The following is a 17,296-nucleotide window of genomic DNA, read 5'->3' on the forward strand; positions in this document are numbered from 1 at the left end:
GTCGTCAGCTCTTTCGTGAGGCGCTCTGCCAGCCCGGGACGACCTCGTCCATGATCTGCTGCCACTCGTCGCACCACCTAAGAGAACCCGCGCCGCGGGCCGACCGCCTGACCGTCACAAGCCAGGTACCGAGGCTCTTGATCTGCGGGTCGTGCGCGTTGCTCGGGGGGAACCGTCCGAGGGCCTCGCGGTAGCTGGCGATCTGCTCTGCTCTGGTTCGGATCGTGTCAGAGGAGATCCGCGGTGCCGCAGTGGACTCCTGCCATCCAGGAACCAGGTCGTCCATGATGCGCTGCCTCTCGGGCGACCACTTCGCCCTACCCTTCTCGTGCGCGGACAAACGCGTGGCACGGAGCCACATGCCGAGGTCGTCTGCCATCGGCAGCTCGCCGTGGCGCTTCCGGTACGCAGCCACCTCCGTCGCACGGGCGCGAAAGCGGACATCGTCCCGGACGAAGGACGGCCCAGTGTCCAGCCAGCCGGGGATGACCGTGTCCATGAGCCATTGCAGCTCGCGGCTCCACACGATCCCGGACCGATTCGGCATCCCCGACGCGGCTCGTCTCATCTGGTCCAGCCACGCCGCACCTTCAGGATCGTCGAGTCCGTGGGGTAAGAAGCCAGACCGCGCGCGGAAGCGTCGCACGCGGTCTGCGCGGACGTACGCATCGACGAGCGCCAAAGGCACCGGCGGATCCGTGAACCCGTCCTCGAGCTCGACGTAATTCTCACCCGTCATGTACTCCCACTCGGCGTCGACGACCCAACGGACCGCCGGTAGCGGAGACGACTCGAGATACCCCCGGAACAGTTCCTCGGGGTGCCGCTTCACCTGCTGCGGCGCCCGCACCCGGTTCAACTTCGATCGCCTCATCGGACCTCCTTGTGTCCGCCACCGCCGGCCGGTACCTCGAGGTTGCTCTTCTGGAACTCCCGGCCCCACCGAGCTAGCCCCGGCGCGTCGTGACGCCGGGACCGTCGGCATGGGGTGCCGGGGAAGAGGCGAGCGCCCTTGCTACGTCCACGGTGACGCGGAACGGTGGGCAGTACCAACCACCCGGTGGCCTGACCAGCCGCTTTCGAACGGAGCATGACCCATGAGCGACCTCGCTACCACCGTGACCGTGATCGACGCCTGCGGGCGTGCCGCTGTGCCGGTGCTGCTGCTGTCCGACCCGGGCATGGGCAAGTCCAGCCTCGTGCGGGGCCTGGCTGCCGCCGAAGGGGTGCCGTGCGAGACGGTGCTCGGCTCGATCCGCGAGCCCGCCGACGTCGCCGGGCTGCCCGTCGTGTCAGACGGGGGCGTGGTGCTGTCCCCGCCCGCGTGGGCTCAGCACCTGGCCACTGCCGGTGCCGGGTACCTGTTCCTGGACGAACTGACCACCTGCCCGCCCGCCGTGCAGGCCGCGATGCTCGCCGTCGCGCTCGACCGCACGGTGGGGGACCTGACCCTGCCTGCCGGGGTGCGGGTGGTGGCCGGGGCGAACCCGCCCGACCGCGCCGCTGACGGGTGGGAGATGAGCCCGCCGCTGGCCAACCGGTTCTGCCACGTCGAGTTCCGCCCCTCGGTGGACGACTGGCTCGACGGCATGACGACCGGTTGGGCCGCGCCCCCGGCGTCCCGGGCGATCACCGCCGACCCGACCCGTGTCGAGTCCGTCAAGGCGCTCGTGACCGGCTTCATCCGGCACAAGCCCGAGCACCTGCACACCTTCCCCCGCGCCGCCGCGAGCACGGGCGGTCCGTGGCCCTCGCGGCGCGTCTGGGCGATGCTCGCCACGGCGCTGGCCAACGTGCGCGACGACGACGCCGCCGCCCGCCAGGCGCTCGCGTTCGGCCTCGTGGGCGAGGGTGTCGGGGTCGAGTTCCTGACCTGGGTGGACCAGGCCGACCTGCCCGACCCCGCCGCCGTCATCGATGACCCGTCGATCGTGGACTGGACCGGACGCCCGGACCGCGTGTGGGCCGTGCTGTCCGCCGTCGTCGGGTGGGCTGCCAGCGCCGGGTCCGCCGACGCCTGGCGCAAGGCATGGGGGCCGCTGCTCGCCGCCGCAGAGGCAGGCGCACCCGACGTCTCCGCTGCCGCCGCCCGCCCGCTCGCGGCCTGCCGCCCGGCCAGCGCGCGCGTCCCTGCCGCCGTGCGCGACAAGTTCGCCCCCGTGCTCGCGGCGGCGGGCCTGGCCGGGAGCGTGGCGGCATGAGCGCCCCGGTCCGACCCCTGGACGGCGACGAGTTCGAGGCGTTCCGGCTCGGACGCCTCGTCGCCGCCGAGAACGCCCCGTACTTCATGCACGCGCTGTTCGCCGTCGCGCCGGTCGCGGCACCCGGGCTGGGCACGTTCGCCGTGGACGGCACCTGGCGGCTGTACATGGACCCCGACCTGCTGACCGGCCCGAACCGGTGGGACTCCACCACCGTGGGCGCGGTGCTGCTGCACGAAGCGGGCCACCTGCTGCGCGACCACGCCGGGCGCGCCGGGAACCTGCCCACGCCGCGCAACCACCTCGCGTGGAACCTCGCCGGGGACGCGGAAATCAACGACGACCTGCTCAGCGCCGGTGTCCCGCTGCCCGAAGGGGTCGTCACCCCGAGCGCGCTGGGCTGCCAGGACGGCGACCTCGCGGAGACGTACTACGCCCACCTCGTGCCCCCGGACGGCAACGCGCCCGACCTGCCCGACGACGGCTCGCCCGGGTGCGGCTCCGGCTCCGGGAGCCCGGCCGCGCCCGGCGAACTGCCCGCGAACGTCGCACTGGACGACGACGCCGGCACGCCCCTGACCCCCGCCGAAGGCGACCTCGTGCGCCGCCGCGTCGCCCAGGCCGTCCAGGACGTCCAGCACGCCAAGGGGCGCGGCTCGGTCCCTGCCGGACTGACCCGGTGGGCTGCCGACGTCCTCGCCCCGCCGACCGTCGCATGGGACCGCCTGCTGCGTGCCGCTGTGCGCCGCGCCGTGGCCGACCGTGCGGGCCGAACGGACTACACCTACGCCCGCCCGTCCCGACGCACCGTGCCCGGCATCATCAAGCCCGCCATGCGCGCCCCCTCGGTCATCGTGTCCATCGTCGTGGACACCTCCGGCTCCATGGGCCAAACCGACCTCGACGCCGCCATGAGCGAGGTGACCGGCGTCCTGCGATCCTCCGGCGTGGCCCGCGAACACCTGCGCCTGCTGTCCTGCGACGCCGCCACCGGCACCGCCCAGCGCGTGCGCTCGGCCACCAGTGTCCGCCTCACCGGCGGCGGCGGCACCGACATGCGCGTGGGCATCACCGCCGCCGAAGACGCGACCCCCGCCCCGCACGTCGTCATCGTCCTCACGGACGGCGACACCCCCTGGCCCGAGCACCCCACCCGCGCCAACCTCGTGTGCGCCGTCATCCGCCCCACCCCACCCATCGGCACACCCCCGTGGGCCACCACCGTCCACATCGACCCCGCCGCCTAACCAGCGGCACCACCAGCGACCCACCAGAGGGCCTGACCACCCCTCACGACACGGGAGCCCACCCATGAGCACGCTCGACCCCTCCCTGCACGCCCACACCGCCCGCCTGCTCGTCGGCACCGACCTCACCCCCGACGACGCCCAGGCGCTCGCGGCCAGCGCCACCGACGCCCCCGACGCACTCGGTGCGGCGATCCAAGACGGCTGGCACGCTGCCGCTGACCAGGGGAGCGACCCGCGATGACCGCAGAGTGGTACGACCTCGGCCAACGCCTGCACGCCGCGCACACCCGCCGACCGGCCGACCGACTCGCACACGCGCCCATCACCGCCGCGCCCTGCCCGGTCGCGGTCCGCGCCCACCGCGACGGCGACTCCGTCACCATCGCCGCCGCCGCACCGGGCGTCCCCGCGAGCACCGCGACGGGCCGCGACGCCTTCGAGCTGCTCGCCTCCCTCGGCGTCACCCTCGCCGCCGACACCCCCGCCACGCTCGTCACCGACGACCCGCGCACCCTTCCCTTGCTGCACACCATCGCCCTGACCGCCCCCGCCGACTCCGAGCACGACGCCGTCGCCGCGCACATCGCGTGGTGGCGCGACCGGGCCGACTTCCCCGGGGGCCGCGCCGTCGTGGACACGCTCGACGCCTGCCGCACTCGCTGGACCCTCGGAGAAGCACCCACCGCCGAACGCCAACCCTCCACCTGGCGACGCTGGCTCACCATCCCCGACGACTCCACGACCGGCCTGCTCGACCTGCACACCCGCCTCAGCGACGGCGACCCCCTGCAATGGCTCGACGTCCTCTCCGAAGACGACGAATGGTCCTACGGAGCCGCACAGAGCGCCCTCAGCGACGGCTTCGACTGGCGACGCCGCGACACCACCACCCGCGCCGCCCTCGGCCTGCGCTCACGCTGCGACGCCGCCGACCTGTACGCCGCCGCCCTGCTCAGCGACCCCCTCTACCGCGACCGCGCCCGCCACACCGGCCACGTCGTCACCGGCACCGCCCACCAGCCCCAACCCGACAAGTCACGCCGCACCGACGTCACCTGCACCCGCATGGACGCCCGCCTGCGACCGGGCAACACCGTCACCGGCTGGACCGGCACCCCCACCACGACCAACGCCCTGCCCTTCACCGCCCAGGTCCACACCGCCACCGTCCGCGCCGGACGCCTCGTGCTCAGCCTCACCGGCACCACTGGCCTCGGCGCACCCCCCAACGGCGCACGCGTGACCCTCATGCCCTCCCCGCCGTCCCCCTCCCTCCAACGACGCGGACGAAGCACCTACCGGGCGCTGTACAGCGCACGCCGCTCCTGGCTCACCACGGGCCGCACCCCCACTCCCACACGCCGCCCTGTGCCCCTCGACGTCCTCGTGGCCGGTGCCGAACCGTCCTGACGGAAGGAACAACCCCATGCGCACCATCCCCACGCTGCGACCCGCCACCCCCGACCCTGCACCGAGCACACCAGGCCCGCCGCCCGCGTCCGCCCCGGCGCTCGCGGCCCCGCCGCCGCACCCTGCCGCCGTGATCCTGGACGACCCGACCACGGCGGGCGTGCTGCACTCGGCCTGGTCGGGTGACCCCGCTGTCGTGGTGCCCTCACCGCCCGGTGCCGGCAAGACGCGCCTCGTGGCGCTGCTGGCGGCCATGCTCGCGGTCCGTGCCGACCTGCGAGTGGGCATCGCGGCCCAGACGCGCGACCAAGCCGCAGAGATTGCCCGCCGACTCGGCGCGCTCGACTACCCGGCCCGCCTCGTGTGGCCCGCCAAGCAACCGGCCCCCGACCTCGATCCGGGTGGCGCGGCTCGCGTCGTCCAGGGCCGGTCGGTGCGCTACCCGAACTCCGGGGGCGGCGTCATCATCGCCACCACGGCCCGCTGGACCTACGCCGATCCCCGCGACCTCGCCTGCGACGTGATGATCGTGGACGAAGCCTGGCAGGCCACCTACGCCGACCTCGGCGCTCTCGGTGCGTTCGCCGCCCAGGTCGTGTGCGTGGGGGACCCCGGCCAGATCGATCCCGTCGTCACCGGCCAGACCCGACGATGGGCCGACTCGCCCACCGGCCCGCACGTACCCGCACCCGTCGCGCTGCGAGCCGCTCACGGCGACGCCGTTTCCGTGGTGACGCTGCGCCACACCTGGCGACTCGGCCCCGACACCACCGCCCTCATCCAGCCCGCGTTCTACCCCGACCTGCCCTTCACCAGCCGCCGCCCACCTGAGCACCTGACCGACGCCCACGGCGACCGCCTGCCGGAAATCACCGGGCACGCGGTCACCGCCAACGCCGGCCCCGGCGACCCCGCCCTCACCAACGCGTGTGCCAGCGCCACCCGCGACCTGCTCACCACGGCCCTCACCACGGATACCGGCACCCGACCCGTCACCCCCGGGGACCTCGCCGTCGTGACCGCCCACGTCAGCCAAGCCGCCGCGATCCGCGCCATGCTGTCTGACCTGCCCGACGTCCTCGTGGGCACCGCCAACCAACTGCAGGGCATGGAGCGCCCCGCTGCCGTCGTCCTGCACCCTCTGGCCGGATACCGCGAGGCGAGCGGATTCGGCACCGACCTCGGACGCACCTGCGTCATGCTCTCGCGCCACCGCGCCCACCTGACCGTGATCGCAGACGCCAGCACACGCACCGTGCTCCGGGCTGCCGACCCGACGACGGCCACAAGCACCCACCTCGCACTCGCGGACACGCTCGGACTGTAGGACCCCGGGGCCGGCGAGCTCGAGCCCGCCGGCCCCGGGTGCGGGGCACCCCATGCCGCCCGCACCGGAGGCTCAGGGCGTCCTCGTGTCGGCAGGCGTGGGTAGTGTCGTAGGCACCAACCACCTAGCGGGCCGACCACCCGCTCCGAAGGCCGACGGAGGCCCCCGATGACGACGTTCATCAACCTGCTCGACCCGCAGCGGATCTACCTCGCGCACGACCGGTGGGTGTGCGGCGAGACGCACTGCGCAGGCATGACCGCCGCGACCACCGGCCACACGACCAGCGGGGCCAAGGTCCGGCCCGTGACCGCCGACGACGTCGAAGGATGGGAGTGGGCAGGCCTCGGCCCCCTGGGCTGCGAGTGCGGACGCCTGACCGCTCGACGAGGCGACCTCGGCGAGGTCGTCGTGACCACGAAGGGAGACGCGTCGTGACCGCGGAGGTCGAGTGGATCGATGCCGGCCACCCGTTCTTCGGCGTCACGCTGCGCCGGCGTGGCGAGCCCTGGAACGACGAAGAGGCGAGCGACAAGATCCCCACCGACATCGCGGTCGTGCTGGCCGCTGACGACCCCGCGGTCCTGTTCGGCTCCGCCGCCGCGGTGCGCTCCGCACTGACCCGCGCCCTGCGCCTGCTCGACGAGCACGACGCCGAGATCGCCCTCGCCAAGGGCACCGAACCCTGCCCTGAAGCTGTGGACGGCGAGCACGAATGGCGCCTGGCTGAGGACGGGTACGGACGCACCTGGCACACCACCGTGCACCCCGACGGGCGCATCACCGCGCTGTTCAACGGATCGGCCGATTGGACCGAGGGCGGAGAAGGCACCTACATCGAGTGCGGCCGCTGCCCCGCCCAGCTCGACTTCGACCCCGAGCTCATCGACTACCGGTAGCGGACCCCGCGCACGGCCCGCAGCAGGGCCGTGGGGCACCCGCCTGCCGGCCGCTCAGGCGGGGCACCCCATGCCGCCCGCCACGGCGCCCTCCCGTCGGTCATCTGTCGGGGGAGGCCGGTAGCGTGATGAGCACCAACCACCGGTGGCCTGACCAGCCACCCCGAAGCCCGGGAGGGGCTATGTCGCTCACCATCGAGCACACCGAAGCCGAGGGCACGATCCTGGACGGCACGTCGCGAGGCGACGGCTCCGGCGACGTCGTCAAGGCGCTCGGCTGGCGCTGGAGCCGCCAGATCACCAGCTGGTATATCCCCCGCAGCCGCGACGTGCCCCCCAAGCGTCACCTCATCGCCAGGACCGCGGACGCGCTGCGCGCCGCCGGGTTCGACGTCGACGTCGTCGTCGACGCCACCATCGACGACCGCCAGGACGCCGAGGCCCGCCGCGCCGAGCGCGCCCAGGACCGGGCGCAGCGCCTCACCGCGAAGGCGGACGCGGCCCAGCAGCGGGCCGACGCCCACCACGACAAGGCCGAGCAGATCTCCCACCGCTTCGTGCAGGGCCAGCCCATCCTGATCGGGCACCACTCCCAGGCCTCCGCCGAGCGCGACGCCGAGCGCATCCGCCGCAGCATCACCGCCAGCGTGGAGGAGCAGCAGCGCGCCCACCAGGCCCGCGACTCAGCAGCCATCGCCGCCGCCGCAACGGACACCCGCAACACCCCGACCGTCGTCGCGGGCCGGATCGACCGCCTCGGCGCCCAGCTACGCCGCGAAGAGCGCGACCTCGCCCACTACGACGGCCGCGGCGCCGACCCCGACAGCGTCCGCCGCCTGGCCATGATCGAGTCCATCGACTTCCTGCGCGCCAACATCGACCACTGGCAGGCCGTACGCGACTACCAGATCGCCACCGGCACCGCCACCAACTACAGCGCCGCCACCGTCCACAAGGGCGACGCCGTGCAGATTGGCGGCACCTGGTACCGCGTCGCCCGCGCCAACACCAAGACCGTCAGCGTCCAGACCGGCCACAGCTGGACCCGCAAGACGCCCTGGCACAACGTCAAAGACCACCGCCCCGCCGACCACGAAGCGACCCGATGAGCCGCGTCGCCCAAGCCATCAGCCACCAGCGCGACCAAGACGCCCTCGAGCTACACATCCTGCGCCACCTGCTCGACTGGTGGCGCTAGCGGCCTGCGGTCCCGGTCATCGGGCCGCTCGGCGACACCAGGGCGCGGTCGCTACCCCATGCCCCGGGCCTGGTGCCCACAACGCCCACGAGTGTCGGCGCCCAGCGGTAGCGTCGCCAGCACCAACCACCACACGGGGGCCTGACCAGCCCTTCGGAACCCCGCTGGAGGGGACATGCTGACGACGCTCACCCGATTCCGTGCCGTGACCATCGACGTCGACGGCGAGCTGCACGTCGCTGACTGGCCCGCCGGCGAAGAGGGCGTGTACCGCCATCTGCGCGAGACCATCGGCGGAAACCTCGAGGTCGTGCGCCTCGCGGACGGCCTCGACATGTGGGTGCACGACGAGGGGTCTCTCCAGCCACCAGATCAACCCCGTTGCCTCGTATCTCGCCGCCCAGTTCGGCTACGACCACCAGCCCTACTTCGGTCCCGCGGCCTTCACCGGCGGCGCAGACGAAGACGGCGCGACCCGCCCGCTCGGGCACCTCATGCAGGCCGCTGTGACCGCCCACGCTCGACGCGCGTCCCTCCTCTGAGAACGGTTGGCAAGCAATGTCGCGAGAACCCGTCACACAGACGCCCCTCCCCGCACCTTCCCAGGGCATGGACGCCACGCCCGCACCCGGCGCAACAGAGATCGCCGCGCTCGCCGACGACTTGGCCGCGTACTCCGACAGAAACGACCGCGCAGCGGCGGCCGTCGACGACTACCTCAAAGCCGACGATGAGCTAGGCCAGGCGAACCGCGAGCTGAGCGCCGCTCTCTCCGAGTTCAGCACCGCGATCCGCGGCTTCCCCAACCTGGCAGCGATGCGCGGCGACGAGGACCGATGAAGACCCGACCCCCAGGTGCTACTCGCCCGACGTCTTCGCCGCCGCCGACCAGGTGCTCGCCCGCCGTGGCTTCACCCGCACCGGCGACTACCGGCAGGCCGAGGACGGGTTCTGGCAGGCCGTCGTGCGGACGGAGGTCCGAGCATGGACGCGGCGAGCCATTCGTCGACGTCGCGTGGAACACCGCGCGCGCCTGGCTCCAGCACCTCCCCGGTTGAACACGCCAGCGGTGGGTGTGGGGATACCCCCCACACCCACCGCGTTGGGCCCCGCGGCGCTGCTAGCGTCGAAGAACACCCACCGGAGCCCGAGAGCAAGCGCGACGGCCATCACGACGGCGTGGCGCGGAATCTCGGAGCGGACCGCATGGTGGCTGCCCTCATTCGAGCCTGGCTGGGGTTTTGATATTCGTCGCTCCAGGGTCGCATGTCCCCAGGGAGTGGTGGAATGGTCGAACATGAGCGGTTCGCGGGCAAGTCAGGCGTCGGTGATGGCGCCTCCACTGTTCGCGACGAGTGTGCGGAGGGCATCGATGGTGACCCCCGGTGGAACTTCGGCCGAGTAGGAGTAGTCGGGGTCGGAGACGATGACGACGAGGTGGTCAGGAACGATGGATCGAAACCAGGTCACAGCCTCGAACCCGAAGTCGAGGTCTCCGTCGACCGTGAGCCCTGATGCGCCGCGGCTGACCCACAATTCGGTGCCGCGGTAGACACAGCCCACGTCGTGCATCTGGCTGCGCTCGGGAAGCATCTCGGCGCCCGGCCACAATGTGCGTAGTCCGGCGACGACTGCATCGCGGGGAATTATGAAGTCGACTGGCATGTCGTCAACGAAACCGACTACGGTACCCACACTTCGGACCTTTCTATTTGGGAGATGCCCAGCTAGCTGCCGCCCACCCCGCACGGACCGCGATCGCGCGCAGCTCTAGGGGTCGAGCGTTATCTTTCCGGGGACATCATACTCTTCCAGGAGTTCGCCAAGAAATGTTGCCGCGGATTCGTCGTTGGTTACGAGTTCGAGGCTGTCGTACGGCGTGCGCGGGTCCGCGATTACCTCACCATATCGCCGTAGTTCTTCCCGCACGCCGTCCTGAAGGAATCGCGGGCCTGTTCCGGTGTATGGGCTGCTCTTGGGGTTGGTGACGAACTTGGTGTCAACGAGCGTGGAGCCGTCGACGCCGTCGGCCCATATGGACTCCCCGTTGCCGCTCACCTCGAACTCGAGCATTCCGGTGTGCTGGCGCTGGTAGTCGTAGGCGGCGGATTGGTTGATCTGCGGCGCGCTGTAGTGCGTCGGAGCGGGGCGAATGCCGGTGATCCCTGCCGGGTCTACTGGTGCCGAGGCGCGGGGGACCAGCGTGGTCTTTAGATCGACTGGCGCGTGCCCGACGTTGGTCCCGGCATTCACTGCTTGACACAGTGACGCGTCCGCTCGAGCGCAGATCTCTGCAGAATCCAGCGGGAACGTCCCGGTCGGTGATCCTCCAGCTCCAGGAGACGACCTAATATAGATGGGCGTCGCATCCACTTCCGCACGAGCCTGCGCCTGCGCGGCCCAGCCGTCCAGAATAGACTGGATTGCAAAATTCATCTGGTTGAGCCCTGAGATCACCTGGTCGATACCGTAGAGCATGCCGTTGACCGCGGAGATCATCTGGTCGAGCGCGGAGTTTATGCCGTTGATCGCGGAGATCATCTGGTCGACACCGGAGTTAAGGCGGTTGATCTCGTAGATCATGCCGTCGAGTGCGGAGTTCATGACGTTGAGCCCGGAGTTCATCTGGTTGAACCCGGCGTTCATGCCGTTGATCCCGTAGATCATCTGGTCAAGCGCGGAGTTCATGCCGTTGACCGCGGAGATCATGCCGTTGACCGCGGAGTTCGCGCCGTTGACCCCGGAGATCATCTGGTTGAGCCCGGAGTTCATGCCGTTGAACCCGAAGTCCCCACTGGTGCCGCCGTAATAGTTGTAGCTGGTGCCGCCGTAGGTGGTGGGGTAGCTCGAGTAGTTGTGTTCGGCGCCTGGGCTGCTGTAGCCGTGGCTGGCTCCGGAGTAGGTGTAGGTGCCTGGAGAGTAGTCAAACTCGGGGACACCGGGTTGCTGGGACCATTGATAGGCGTTCCAGAGGGTGTATCCGGCCGCTGCGGTGCCGACGGCGGCGCCTGCGATGAGCCAGCCGGGTGGGCCGCTAGCTGCGGCGGCGGCGGCAGCGGGCGCGAGGACAGGTGCGACGAGGACGGGCGGTGCGAATTGTCCGGTTCTGTCCGTGCCGGTGACGGGGTTGCCCGCCGCGTACGCGTAACGGTTTGCCTGCCTGAGGGGGACCTTCGCCGAGTCTCGCGAGACGAACGAGCTCGAGCCCGGGTCATACCAGCGCGACTGCATGTGGACCAGGCCTTGGTCGGTTGTCCACTGGCCCTGGAAGCCGAGCGTTCGGGCTAGTCCGGGTGATGATCCCCAGGGGGAGTAGTCATTGCTGGATGCCAGGCCGCCGGTCGCGTCCTCGCGGGCGACGAGGTCTCCGCGCTGGTTCTGGACGACGACGTCACCCTCGGATGAGAGGATTTTCGCGCCGAGGCGCTGCCAGGAGGTCGAACCAGTCACGACCGGTTCTGAGTCCATGCCCCTGTATTTGAACTCGCTCGTGCCGTCCGTGGCCAGGCGACCGAGGGCGTCGTAACTGAGCTCGTCGCCGCCTACGGAAGCCAAGCGTCCGAGTCCGTCGAATTCGTAATTCGTGACCACGTCATCGCGCGACACAGTCGCCCGGTCGCCGTTCGCCTGCCAGGTGTATGCAGTCTCTCCCTCGGAGACGAGGCGGTTCCGCTCGTCATATACGAACTGCCGGGTGTCGATGGAGGTGAGGTTGCCGGCCTCGTCGAACTCCTGATTGTGGGCGACGTCGTCGGGCCCCGTCCATCCGACAAGGCGTGAGAGGTCGTCGTACCGGTAGGTGGTAGTCCCGGCGCCAGCGGCTTGTGCTGGCGCGATGGTCTCCTCCACGAGGCGGCCTGCCTGGTCGTAGTCGCCCGACCATTGATACCGGCTGCTAAGTCCTGTAGCGACTACATTGGTGACTCGACCGAGCGGATCATGCCTGTAGGTCCGGGACCAGTCCGGGCCAGTTTCTTTCTCGAGGTTCCCGGACTCGTCGTAGCCGAACCTCCGTTCACTCCCGCCGGACAGGATGCTCTTGAGGCGCCCTCCCGGCGTCCATGTGGCGGAGCCTTCACCTGCCTCGTCCGCCCAAGAGGTGAGTCGGCTATTCCCGTCATATGCGAGGGTCGAGTCGCCGGCTCCTCCTCTTGACGACGTGAGTAGGCCACGCCCGTCGTACTCGAAGTTGGTCGCGCCGTCCGGGTGGCTCGCGCTCAGGACGCGGCCCACAGGGTCGTAGGTGAAGGTGCGCGCAGCCGGGAGGGCTCCTCCGCCCGAGCCTACTTCGTGCAGGAGATTGCCATCGACGTCGAACTGACGCTCGATCGACACGCCTCCGGGCTGGGTCTCGCTAATCGGGTTACCTACGATGTCGTAGGCCGTGATCCACGTCCGGTCGACGAGGGCAGGGTGCGCGGGGGTGGAAGGTTCGATGACCTTGGTGGGTCTACCCAGTGCATCCCGTTCGATCCTGGTTGCATTGCCTAGCGGATCGGTGACGCTCTCGAGTCCACCGTCGTCGCTGTAGCTCAGCGCCCAGGAGTCACCATTGGCGTAACTCTCACTGGTCACCCTGTTCAGCGCGTCCCAGGTCCAGTCTGTACCGGTTCCTAGTGGCCCGGAGGTCGACGTGACGTTCCCGGCCTTGTCGTAGGCGGACGTACTTGCATCGAGCACCGTCCCTGCAAGGTCTTCTCGGCTTGTCTTTACGGGAAGGCCAAGTTCGTTGTACTCGACGATCGTGCTGGACCACGGGTCTGTGTAGAAGCGAGTTGGCCTACCGAGAGCGTCATATCTATATGTAGCAGTGACACCGTCAGCATCGGTCGCCGAGCTTCGCAGTCCTCGACCGTCATACGCCACTGACGACACACCGCCACCGGGATCGGTGGTTTCCACGAGGCGACCAGCGTCGTCGTAGTCGTAGGACGTTGTGAAGGCGTCTTCGTGGTCCCAGACCGTGGATGTCGCCACGCGCCCGGCGGCATCGTAGGACCACGTGCGCTTTCGACCGCTGGCGTCGATCGCCTCGAGGGGCTCACCCGCGTCCGACCATCTGATGGTCGACGCTCGCGGCGCGTCACCGGTGGTCGGGGGGTCGAGCCGTCGAATGACACGCCCGAGACCGTCGTACTCGAATCGGGATGTGGAGCCGTCCGGGCGCGTCTCCGCGCTTATGCGGCCGGCTGGGTCATATTCCCAGGAAGTCGTGGGCTGAAGGCTGGTGCCGTCGGACAGGTTGATCGAGGGCTCACGGGCCTCAGCAATTCGACCCGCCTCGTCGTAGGCAACCTCTTGACGGCCGCCGTTCGGTGAGACAATCGCTTCAAGGCGTCCCACCTCGTCGTAGGCATATTTGAGCCGGGGACGCGTTGCCTCCCCGGACACCGCAACAGTCGGATAGGTGACACTCGTCAGGTCGCCCAGTGCGTCGTAGCTGTATTCTGTCGACCAGCCCGAGTCGGCAACTCCGGAGCCACGCGGGTCAACTGATCGGGTCAGGCGACCGGCAGCGTCGTAGGAATACCAAGATGTCGATGTAGTTTCCCCGAATCCCTCCGTGGTGGACGAGACTCGTCCGGCGGCGTCATACGCGAACTGCTCATTCGCCACCACGTCACCTGCATAGTATGAGGTTACTGAATCCGTGAGACCGTTGGGCTTGTACGTGTAAGCGTATTGCACGCCAGCAGGAGTCCATTCCTCCAAGATCCGCCCAGCTGCGTCGAAGCTGCGGGAGGCTGCCTTCGCGGCGGCTGGAGTTCTTTGCGAGACGAGGTTGCCGAGCGCGTCGTAGGCACCCTCAAACTCAACAATGCTTCCTTCGTCCTCGCTTGCGCCGTCCGCGGTGATCTTTGTGAGCGACCCATCGAGCTGATACGTGTAGTGACGCACCGGCGCACCGACTTGGTAGACTCGCTCGGGCAGCCCGGAAGCGGCGTACTCAACCTCGTTGAGGAGAACATCGCGATTCTCGCCGGTGACGGGGTCAGAATATCCGACGACCGTTGTCGAAATCGGACGACTGAGCGCGTCATACTCTGTTCGGTTCACACTACCTGACGCGTCGACGAAGGTCGAAGGACGGCCGTGCAGGTCATAGGCTTGTGTCTGCTCGGTGCCGTCGGCGAGGATGTTCGTGACTACTCGCCCGGCCGAGTCGTAGACCACGCGTCCTGTGGGGAGTTTCGCGCCACTGATGACGTCGGTAACGCGCGTCCCGGTGACGTTCCCATCTGTGTCCCGAACGACCTCGTGCTTCAGCTGCCGCTCGGAGCCCGACGCGTCGAGCGCGCGCGGCTCGATGATGGATGCCGCCGAGTTGTCGTCGTTCCAGGTGAACTCGGTTGTGCCGGTCACGACACCCGGACCCGATGTGCGCACGCTCGTAGCACGTCCAAGGGTGTCGTAGGCGTAGGCGGTTTCCAGACCAGCGGCATTTGTAGTGCTGGCGAGTAATCCGTCGGGTCGATACTGGTAGGTCGTCTTGGCCCCGAACGGAGTCTCAATCTCTGCGAGTTGTCCCTTTGGCGCTGAAGTCGTGGCTTCGGTGTAGCTGTAACGTGTGCGCTCCGCGACCTCTGCGTCGGCCTCACCTCCAATGACCTCACCGGTGAGCCGGCCCTCGGTATCGTACTCGAAAGAGACAAGCGGTTCAGCGCATGAAAGTAGTGATCGGGGATCGTAGACTGAACGGAGTTTGCCATTCTTGATATCGTCGGTCTCGTAATACTCGTAGCACTGCGACGTGTACGTGTCTGCGGTGATCCAAGTGTTACGCCGTACCACGTGGCCCACAGAGTCGTAGTCGAAGGCCAGGCCTCCTCCGGTCTTATCGAAGAACTTGAGTAGTCTACCGGCGTCGTCGTACTCCCATCGCTGGACTCCTCCAAGCGCATCCACTTGACGTGTGATCCTGTCAGATGCGTCGAGCTCGTAGCGCGTGAAGTTAACGTTGTCGCCTTCTGATACTTCGACGATCATTGAGCCGGGATCGGTTTCTCTTCGCACGAATGTGCGGGGCGCCTGGTCAGGCTTCACGACCGATGTGACTACACCACCTGACGTGTACTTCACCGAGGCCGTCTCGACGCCGGAAGGTGACAGGACCGCCGTTACGGCAGCCATGTTTGCGGGGTCGTCGTACTCGAATGCGTTGCAGTGAGGCTTAATGCCCTGAAGAGGTGAGCAAACTCGGCTTAGTCGGGAACTAGCGTAGTCATATGTCCAAGAGCGAGCACCAACCGATGGGGAAGGGGTTGAGGAGATTGTCTTGACCGTACCGCCGGACCATGCAATGTCGAGGCTTCGGCCTGATGCAGAAATCTTTACAGGCGCGGATGTAGTTGTATCCCGCGTGACGGAAGCCACGATTCCGGCGGGATTTGTAATGCTCACAGGTCCGCGCGAGTCCAGGTTATACGAGTATCCGTCATCGGTTGTGACGGTCCAGTAGGTACAACCGGCGCATTGGCTTACTGAAACGCCCGAGGTGCCGAGCGAAGGAGCGAACGTGCCATCGGCGTTTCTTCCAAATGTCTCAGTAGTACCGTCAGCGAACGTGACTTTTAGTGTTCGCGTCGCTGTGTCTTCGATTGCACGCATGTCGAGGAGCGACGTCCAGCCCAGACCGAAAGCACCCGCAGCGCTCTGGACGCTGCGGTACTTGCGACCGATGGTGATGTCGCCGCCGGGGAGACGAAGGGATGCGTCGGTGCTCTCAATGGTGAGTGCACCGTCGGCAATGCTGACGCCGTTGTCGATTGGGGCATCGGATTCTGCTCCGGTGCTGGCGGATGGGGGGACGACTACGTAGAAGGACCGGCTCGGGTCGAAGAGCGTTCCAAGGATGGCGCCTTGTGCCTTGATCGATACGCTCCACATATATTCTTTGTTCCAGTCAAGTATGGCCGCTGGAATCGTGATTGTCTTAGCAGTCCCCCATGCAGAAGTCCACTCTAGTGACCCATCCTTGGCCCATACCGAAAACTGATAGACGTAGGTGATGCCGCTTTGTGGCCGGGTGATGGATGCAGCGAGCTGGGGTCGCGCCGTGGTGAGAACCGTCGTGTCTGCGGGCGCTGATTGGACGCTCTTCGCGCTATACGAAGGTTTCGTTAAGGTGGCTCCGGTAGAGAATAGCCGCCAGTCGTTGGCAATGGATCCGATGGGGTTCTCGCCGAGATCTTCTGCGGTAGAGACTTCCCAACGGTATGTCGTGTTGGCTTGGAGCTTACCTGAGGGGATCTTCCAAGATGCGGAAGTCCATCCTGAGTCCGCTACTTGTTGCCCGTCGGCACAGGAGGGAGATGAAGTCGAAACTTTGCAAACCGTGTATCTGTGAACGTACGACATGTCCTTTGCCGGGGACATGACGTTTACGGTAAGGGTTGGCGTGAGCCCAAGGTTTATTGCGTTGTCGGCCGGAGCAGCCTGCACTCCGCGAGCGCTTGTGTAGGCGTACGAGGTGTATGGTTTCGCGGGAGTGTAAGCGCTCAATGTCCCAGTTTTGAGGCCACTCAAGTTTTGGGATGAGTTAATGCTTTTGCTTCCCGTGACGCTGCGGTCAATAGCGCCCTCCAGCTCAGTTGCGGCGGCGGTGGTGGGGCCGAGTTGTGCTGCCGTGAGGGGGAGCCCGATACAGATTAGTAGCGTTGCGGATAGCGCCGCGATGATTGTTCGGTAGGAGGTTTTTTGGTGGCTGCGTAACATGTCGCCGGCTGTTTGCATCTTGGGGAACCTCGCTGTCCGCGCCATCAGAGTTGACTACCTGGGCGGGATGGTAGCGGTTCCACGCCAGTGATCGGGTGATGGTTGCGTGGGGTACTAGTGGGGTGGTTTGGGGTGGTTTGGTGGGGTGGTTGGGGGGTGTGGTGTTACTGCTTGTGCAACCGTTTGTGCAACCGTTTGTACGATCGGTCGTGTGACTGCGTGTGTGATCACTTGTGCCACCACTTGCCACTTGGTGGGGTGAGGTGCGCGGGTTGGTCGCGGCATCTCCGCGGCCG

Annotated in this window: 12 protein-coding genes and 1 pseudogene; 9 read left to right on the forward strand and 4 right to left on the reverse strand. The window is 67.9% G+C overall.

Features of this window, described 5'->3' with window-relative positions:
• Window positions 1-4: 4 nt before the first annotated feature.
• Window positions 5-874 carry a hypothetical protein gene (locus tag ACFQ8Y_RS15255; protein ID WP_430586033.1) on the reverse strand — a complete coding sequence of 290 codons (870 nt, stop codon included), beginning with the start codon at window positions 872-874 and terminating at the stop codon, window positions 5-7.
• Between the two features lie 223 nt (window positions 875-1,097).
• On the opposite strand from ACFQ8Y_RS15255, the gene ACFQ8Y_RS15260 reads away from it, so the two are divergent.
• The 9 genes from ACFQ8Y_RS15260 (at window position 1,098) to ACFQ8Y_RS15300 (ending at window position 9,125) form a co-directional block, all read left to right on the forward strand.
• Window positions 1,098-2,201 (forward strand): AAA family ATPase, encoded by a 1,104-nt coding sequence (locus ACFQ8Y_RS15260; RefSeq protein WP_430564941.1) that lies wholly within the window; start codon window positions 1,098-1,100, stop codon window positions 2,199-2,201.
• A complete protein-coding gene (locus ACFQ8Y_RS15265; protein ID WP_430586034.1) occupies window positions 2,198-3,448 on the forward strand; it encodes a VWA-like domain-containing protein in 1,251 nt (416 codons plus the stop codon). Before ACFQ8Y_RS15260 ends, ACFQ8Y_RS15265 begins: the two co-directional genes overlap by 4 nt.
• A gap of 64 nt (window positions 3,449-3,512) precedes the next feature.
• Window positions 3,513-3,692, forward strand: a complete 180-nt coding sequence (locus ACFQ8Y_RS15270; RefSeq protein ID WP_430564943.1) for a hypothetical protein — start codon at window positions 3,513-3,515, stop codon at window positions 3,690-3,692.
• On the forward strand, window positions 3,689-4,861 hold the full coding sequence (locus ACFQ8Y_RS15275) for a hypothetical protein (RefSeq protein ID WP_430586035.1): 1,173 nt from the start codon (window positions 3,689-3,691) through the stop codon (window positions 4,859-4,861). Before ACFQ8Y_RS15270 ends, ACFQ8Y_RS15275 begins: the two co-directional genes overlap by 4 nt.
• Before the next feature lie 16 nt (window positions 4,862-4,877).
• Window positions 4,878-6,188: an AAA family ATPase gene (locus ACFQ8Y_RS15280; protein WP_430586036.1), complete on the forward strand. Its 1,311-nt coding sequence runs from the start codon at window positions 4,878-4,880 to the stop codon at window positions 6,186-6,188.
• 168 nt (window positions 6,189-6,356) lie between these two features.
• Window positions 6,357-6,626, forward strand: a complete 270-nt coding sequence (locus tag ACFQ8Y_RS15285) for a hypothetical protein (RefSeq protein ID WP_430586037.1) — start codon at window positions 6,357-6,359, stop codon at window positions 6,624-6,626.
• Window positions 6,623-7,087: a hypothetical protein gene (locus ACFQ8Y_RS15290; protein WP_430564947.1), complete on the forward strand. Its 465-nt coding sequence runs from the start codon at window positions 6,623-6,625 to the stop codon at window positions 7,085-7,087. Before ACFQ8Y_RS15285 ends, ACFQ8Y_RS15290 begins: the two co-directional genes overlap by 4 nt.
• A gap of 182 nt (window positions 7,088-7,269) precedes the next feature.
• Window positions 7,270-8,196, forward strand: a complete 927-nt coding sequence (locus tag ACFQ8Y_RS15295) for a DUF3560 domain-containing protein (protein WP_430586038.1) — start codon at window positions 7,270-7,272, stop codon at window positions 8,194-8,196.
• A gap of 698 nt (window positions 8,197-8,894) precedes the next feature.
• Entirely contained in the window at window positions 8,895-9,125 is a 231-nt protein-coding gene (locus tag ACFQ8Y_RS15300; protein WP_430564950.1) for a hypothetical protein, read from the forward strand.
• 477 nt (window positions 9,126-9,602) lie between these two features.
• Here the strand turns inward: ACFQ8Y_RS15300 and ACFQ8Y_RS15305 are convergent, their stop codons facing one another.
• The 3 genes and pseudogenes from ACFQ8Y_RS15305 to ACFQ8Y_RS15315 form a co-directional block, all read right to left on the reverse strand.
• Window positions 9,603-9,950 (reverse strand): hypothetical protein, encoded by a 348-nt coding sequence (locus ACFQ8Y_RS15305; RefSeq protein WP_430564951.1) that lies wholly within the window; start codon window positions 9,948-9,950, stop codon window positions 9,603-9,605.
• A gap of 105 nt (window positions 9,951-10,055) precedes the next feature.
• On the reverse strand, window positions 10,056-15,416 hold the full coding sequence (locus tag ACFQ8Y_RS15310) for an RHS repeat-associated core domain-containing protein (RefSeq protein WP_430586039.1): 5,361 nt from the start codon (window positions 15,414-15,416) through the stop codon (window positions 10,056-10,058).
• A 417-nt stretch (window positions 15,417-15,833) separates the two neighbouring features.
• Window positions 15,834-17,045, reverse strand: a pseudogene (locus ACFQ8Y_RS15315) (DUF6531 domain-containing protein); the annotation flags it as partial.
• Window positions 17,046-17,296 lie beyond the last annotated feature (251 nt).

The organism is Isoptericola sp. NPDC056605, assembly GCF_042792795.1.
Classification (GTDB): domain Bacteria; phylum Actinomycetota; class Actinomycetes; order Actinomycetales; family Cellulomonadaceae; genus Isoptericola.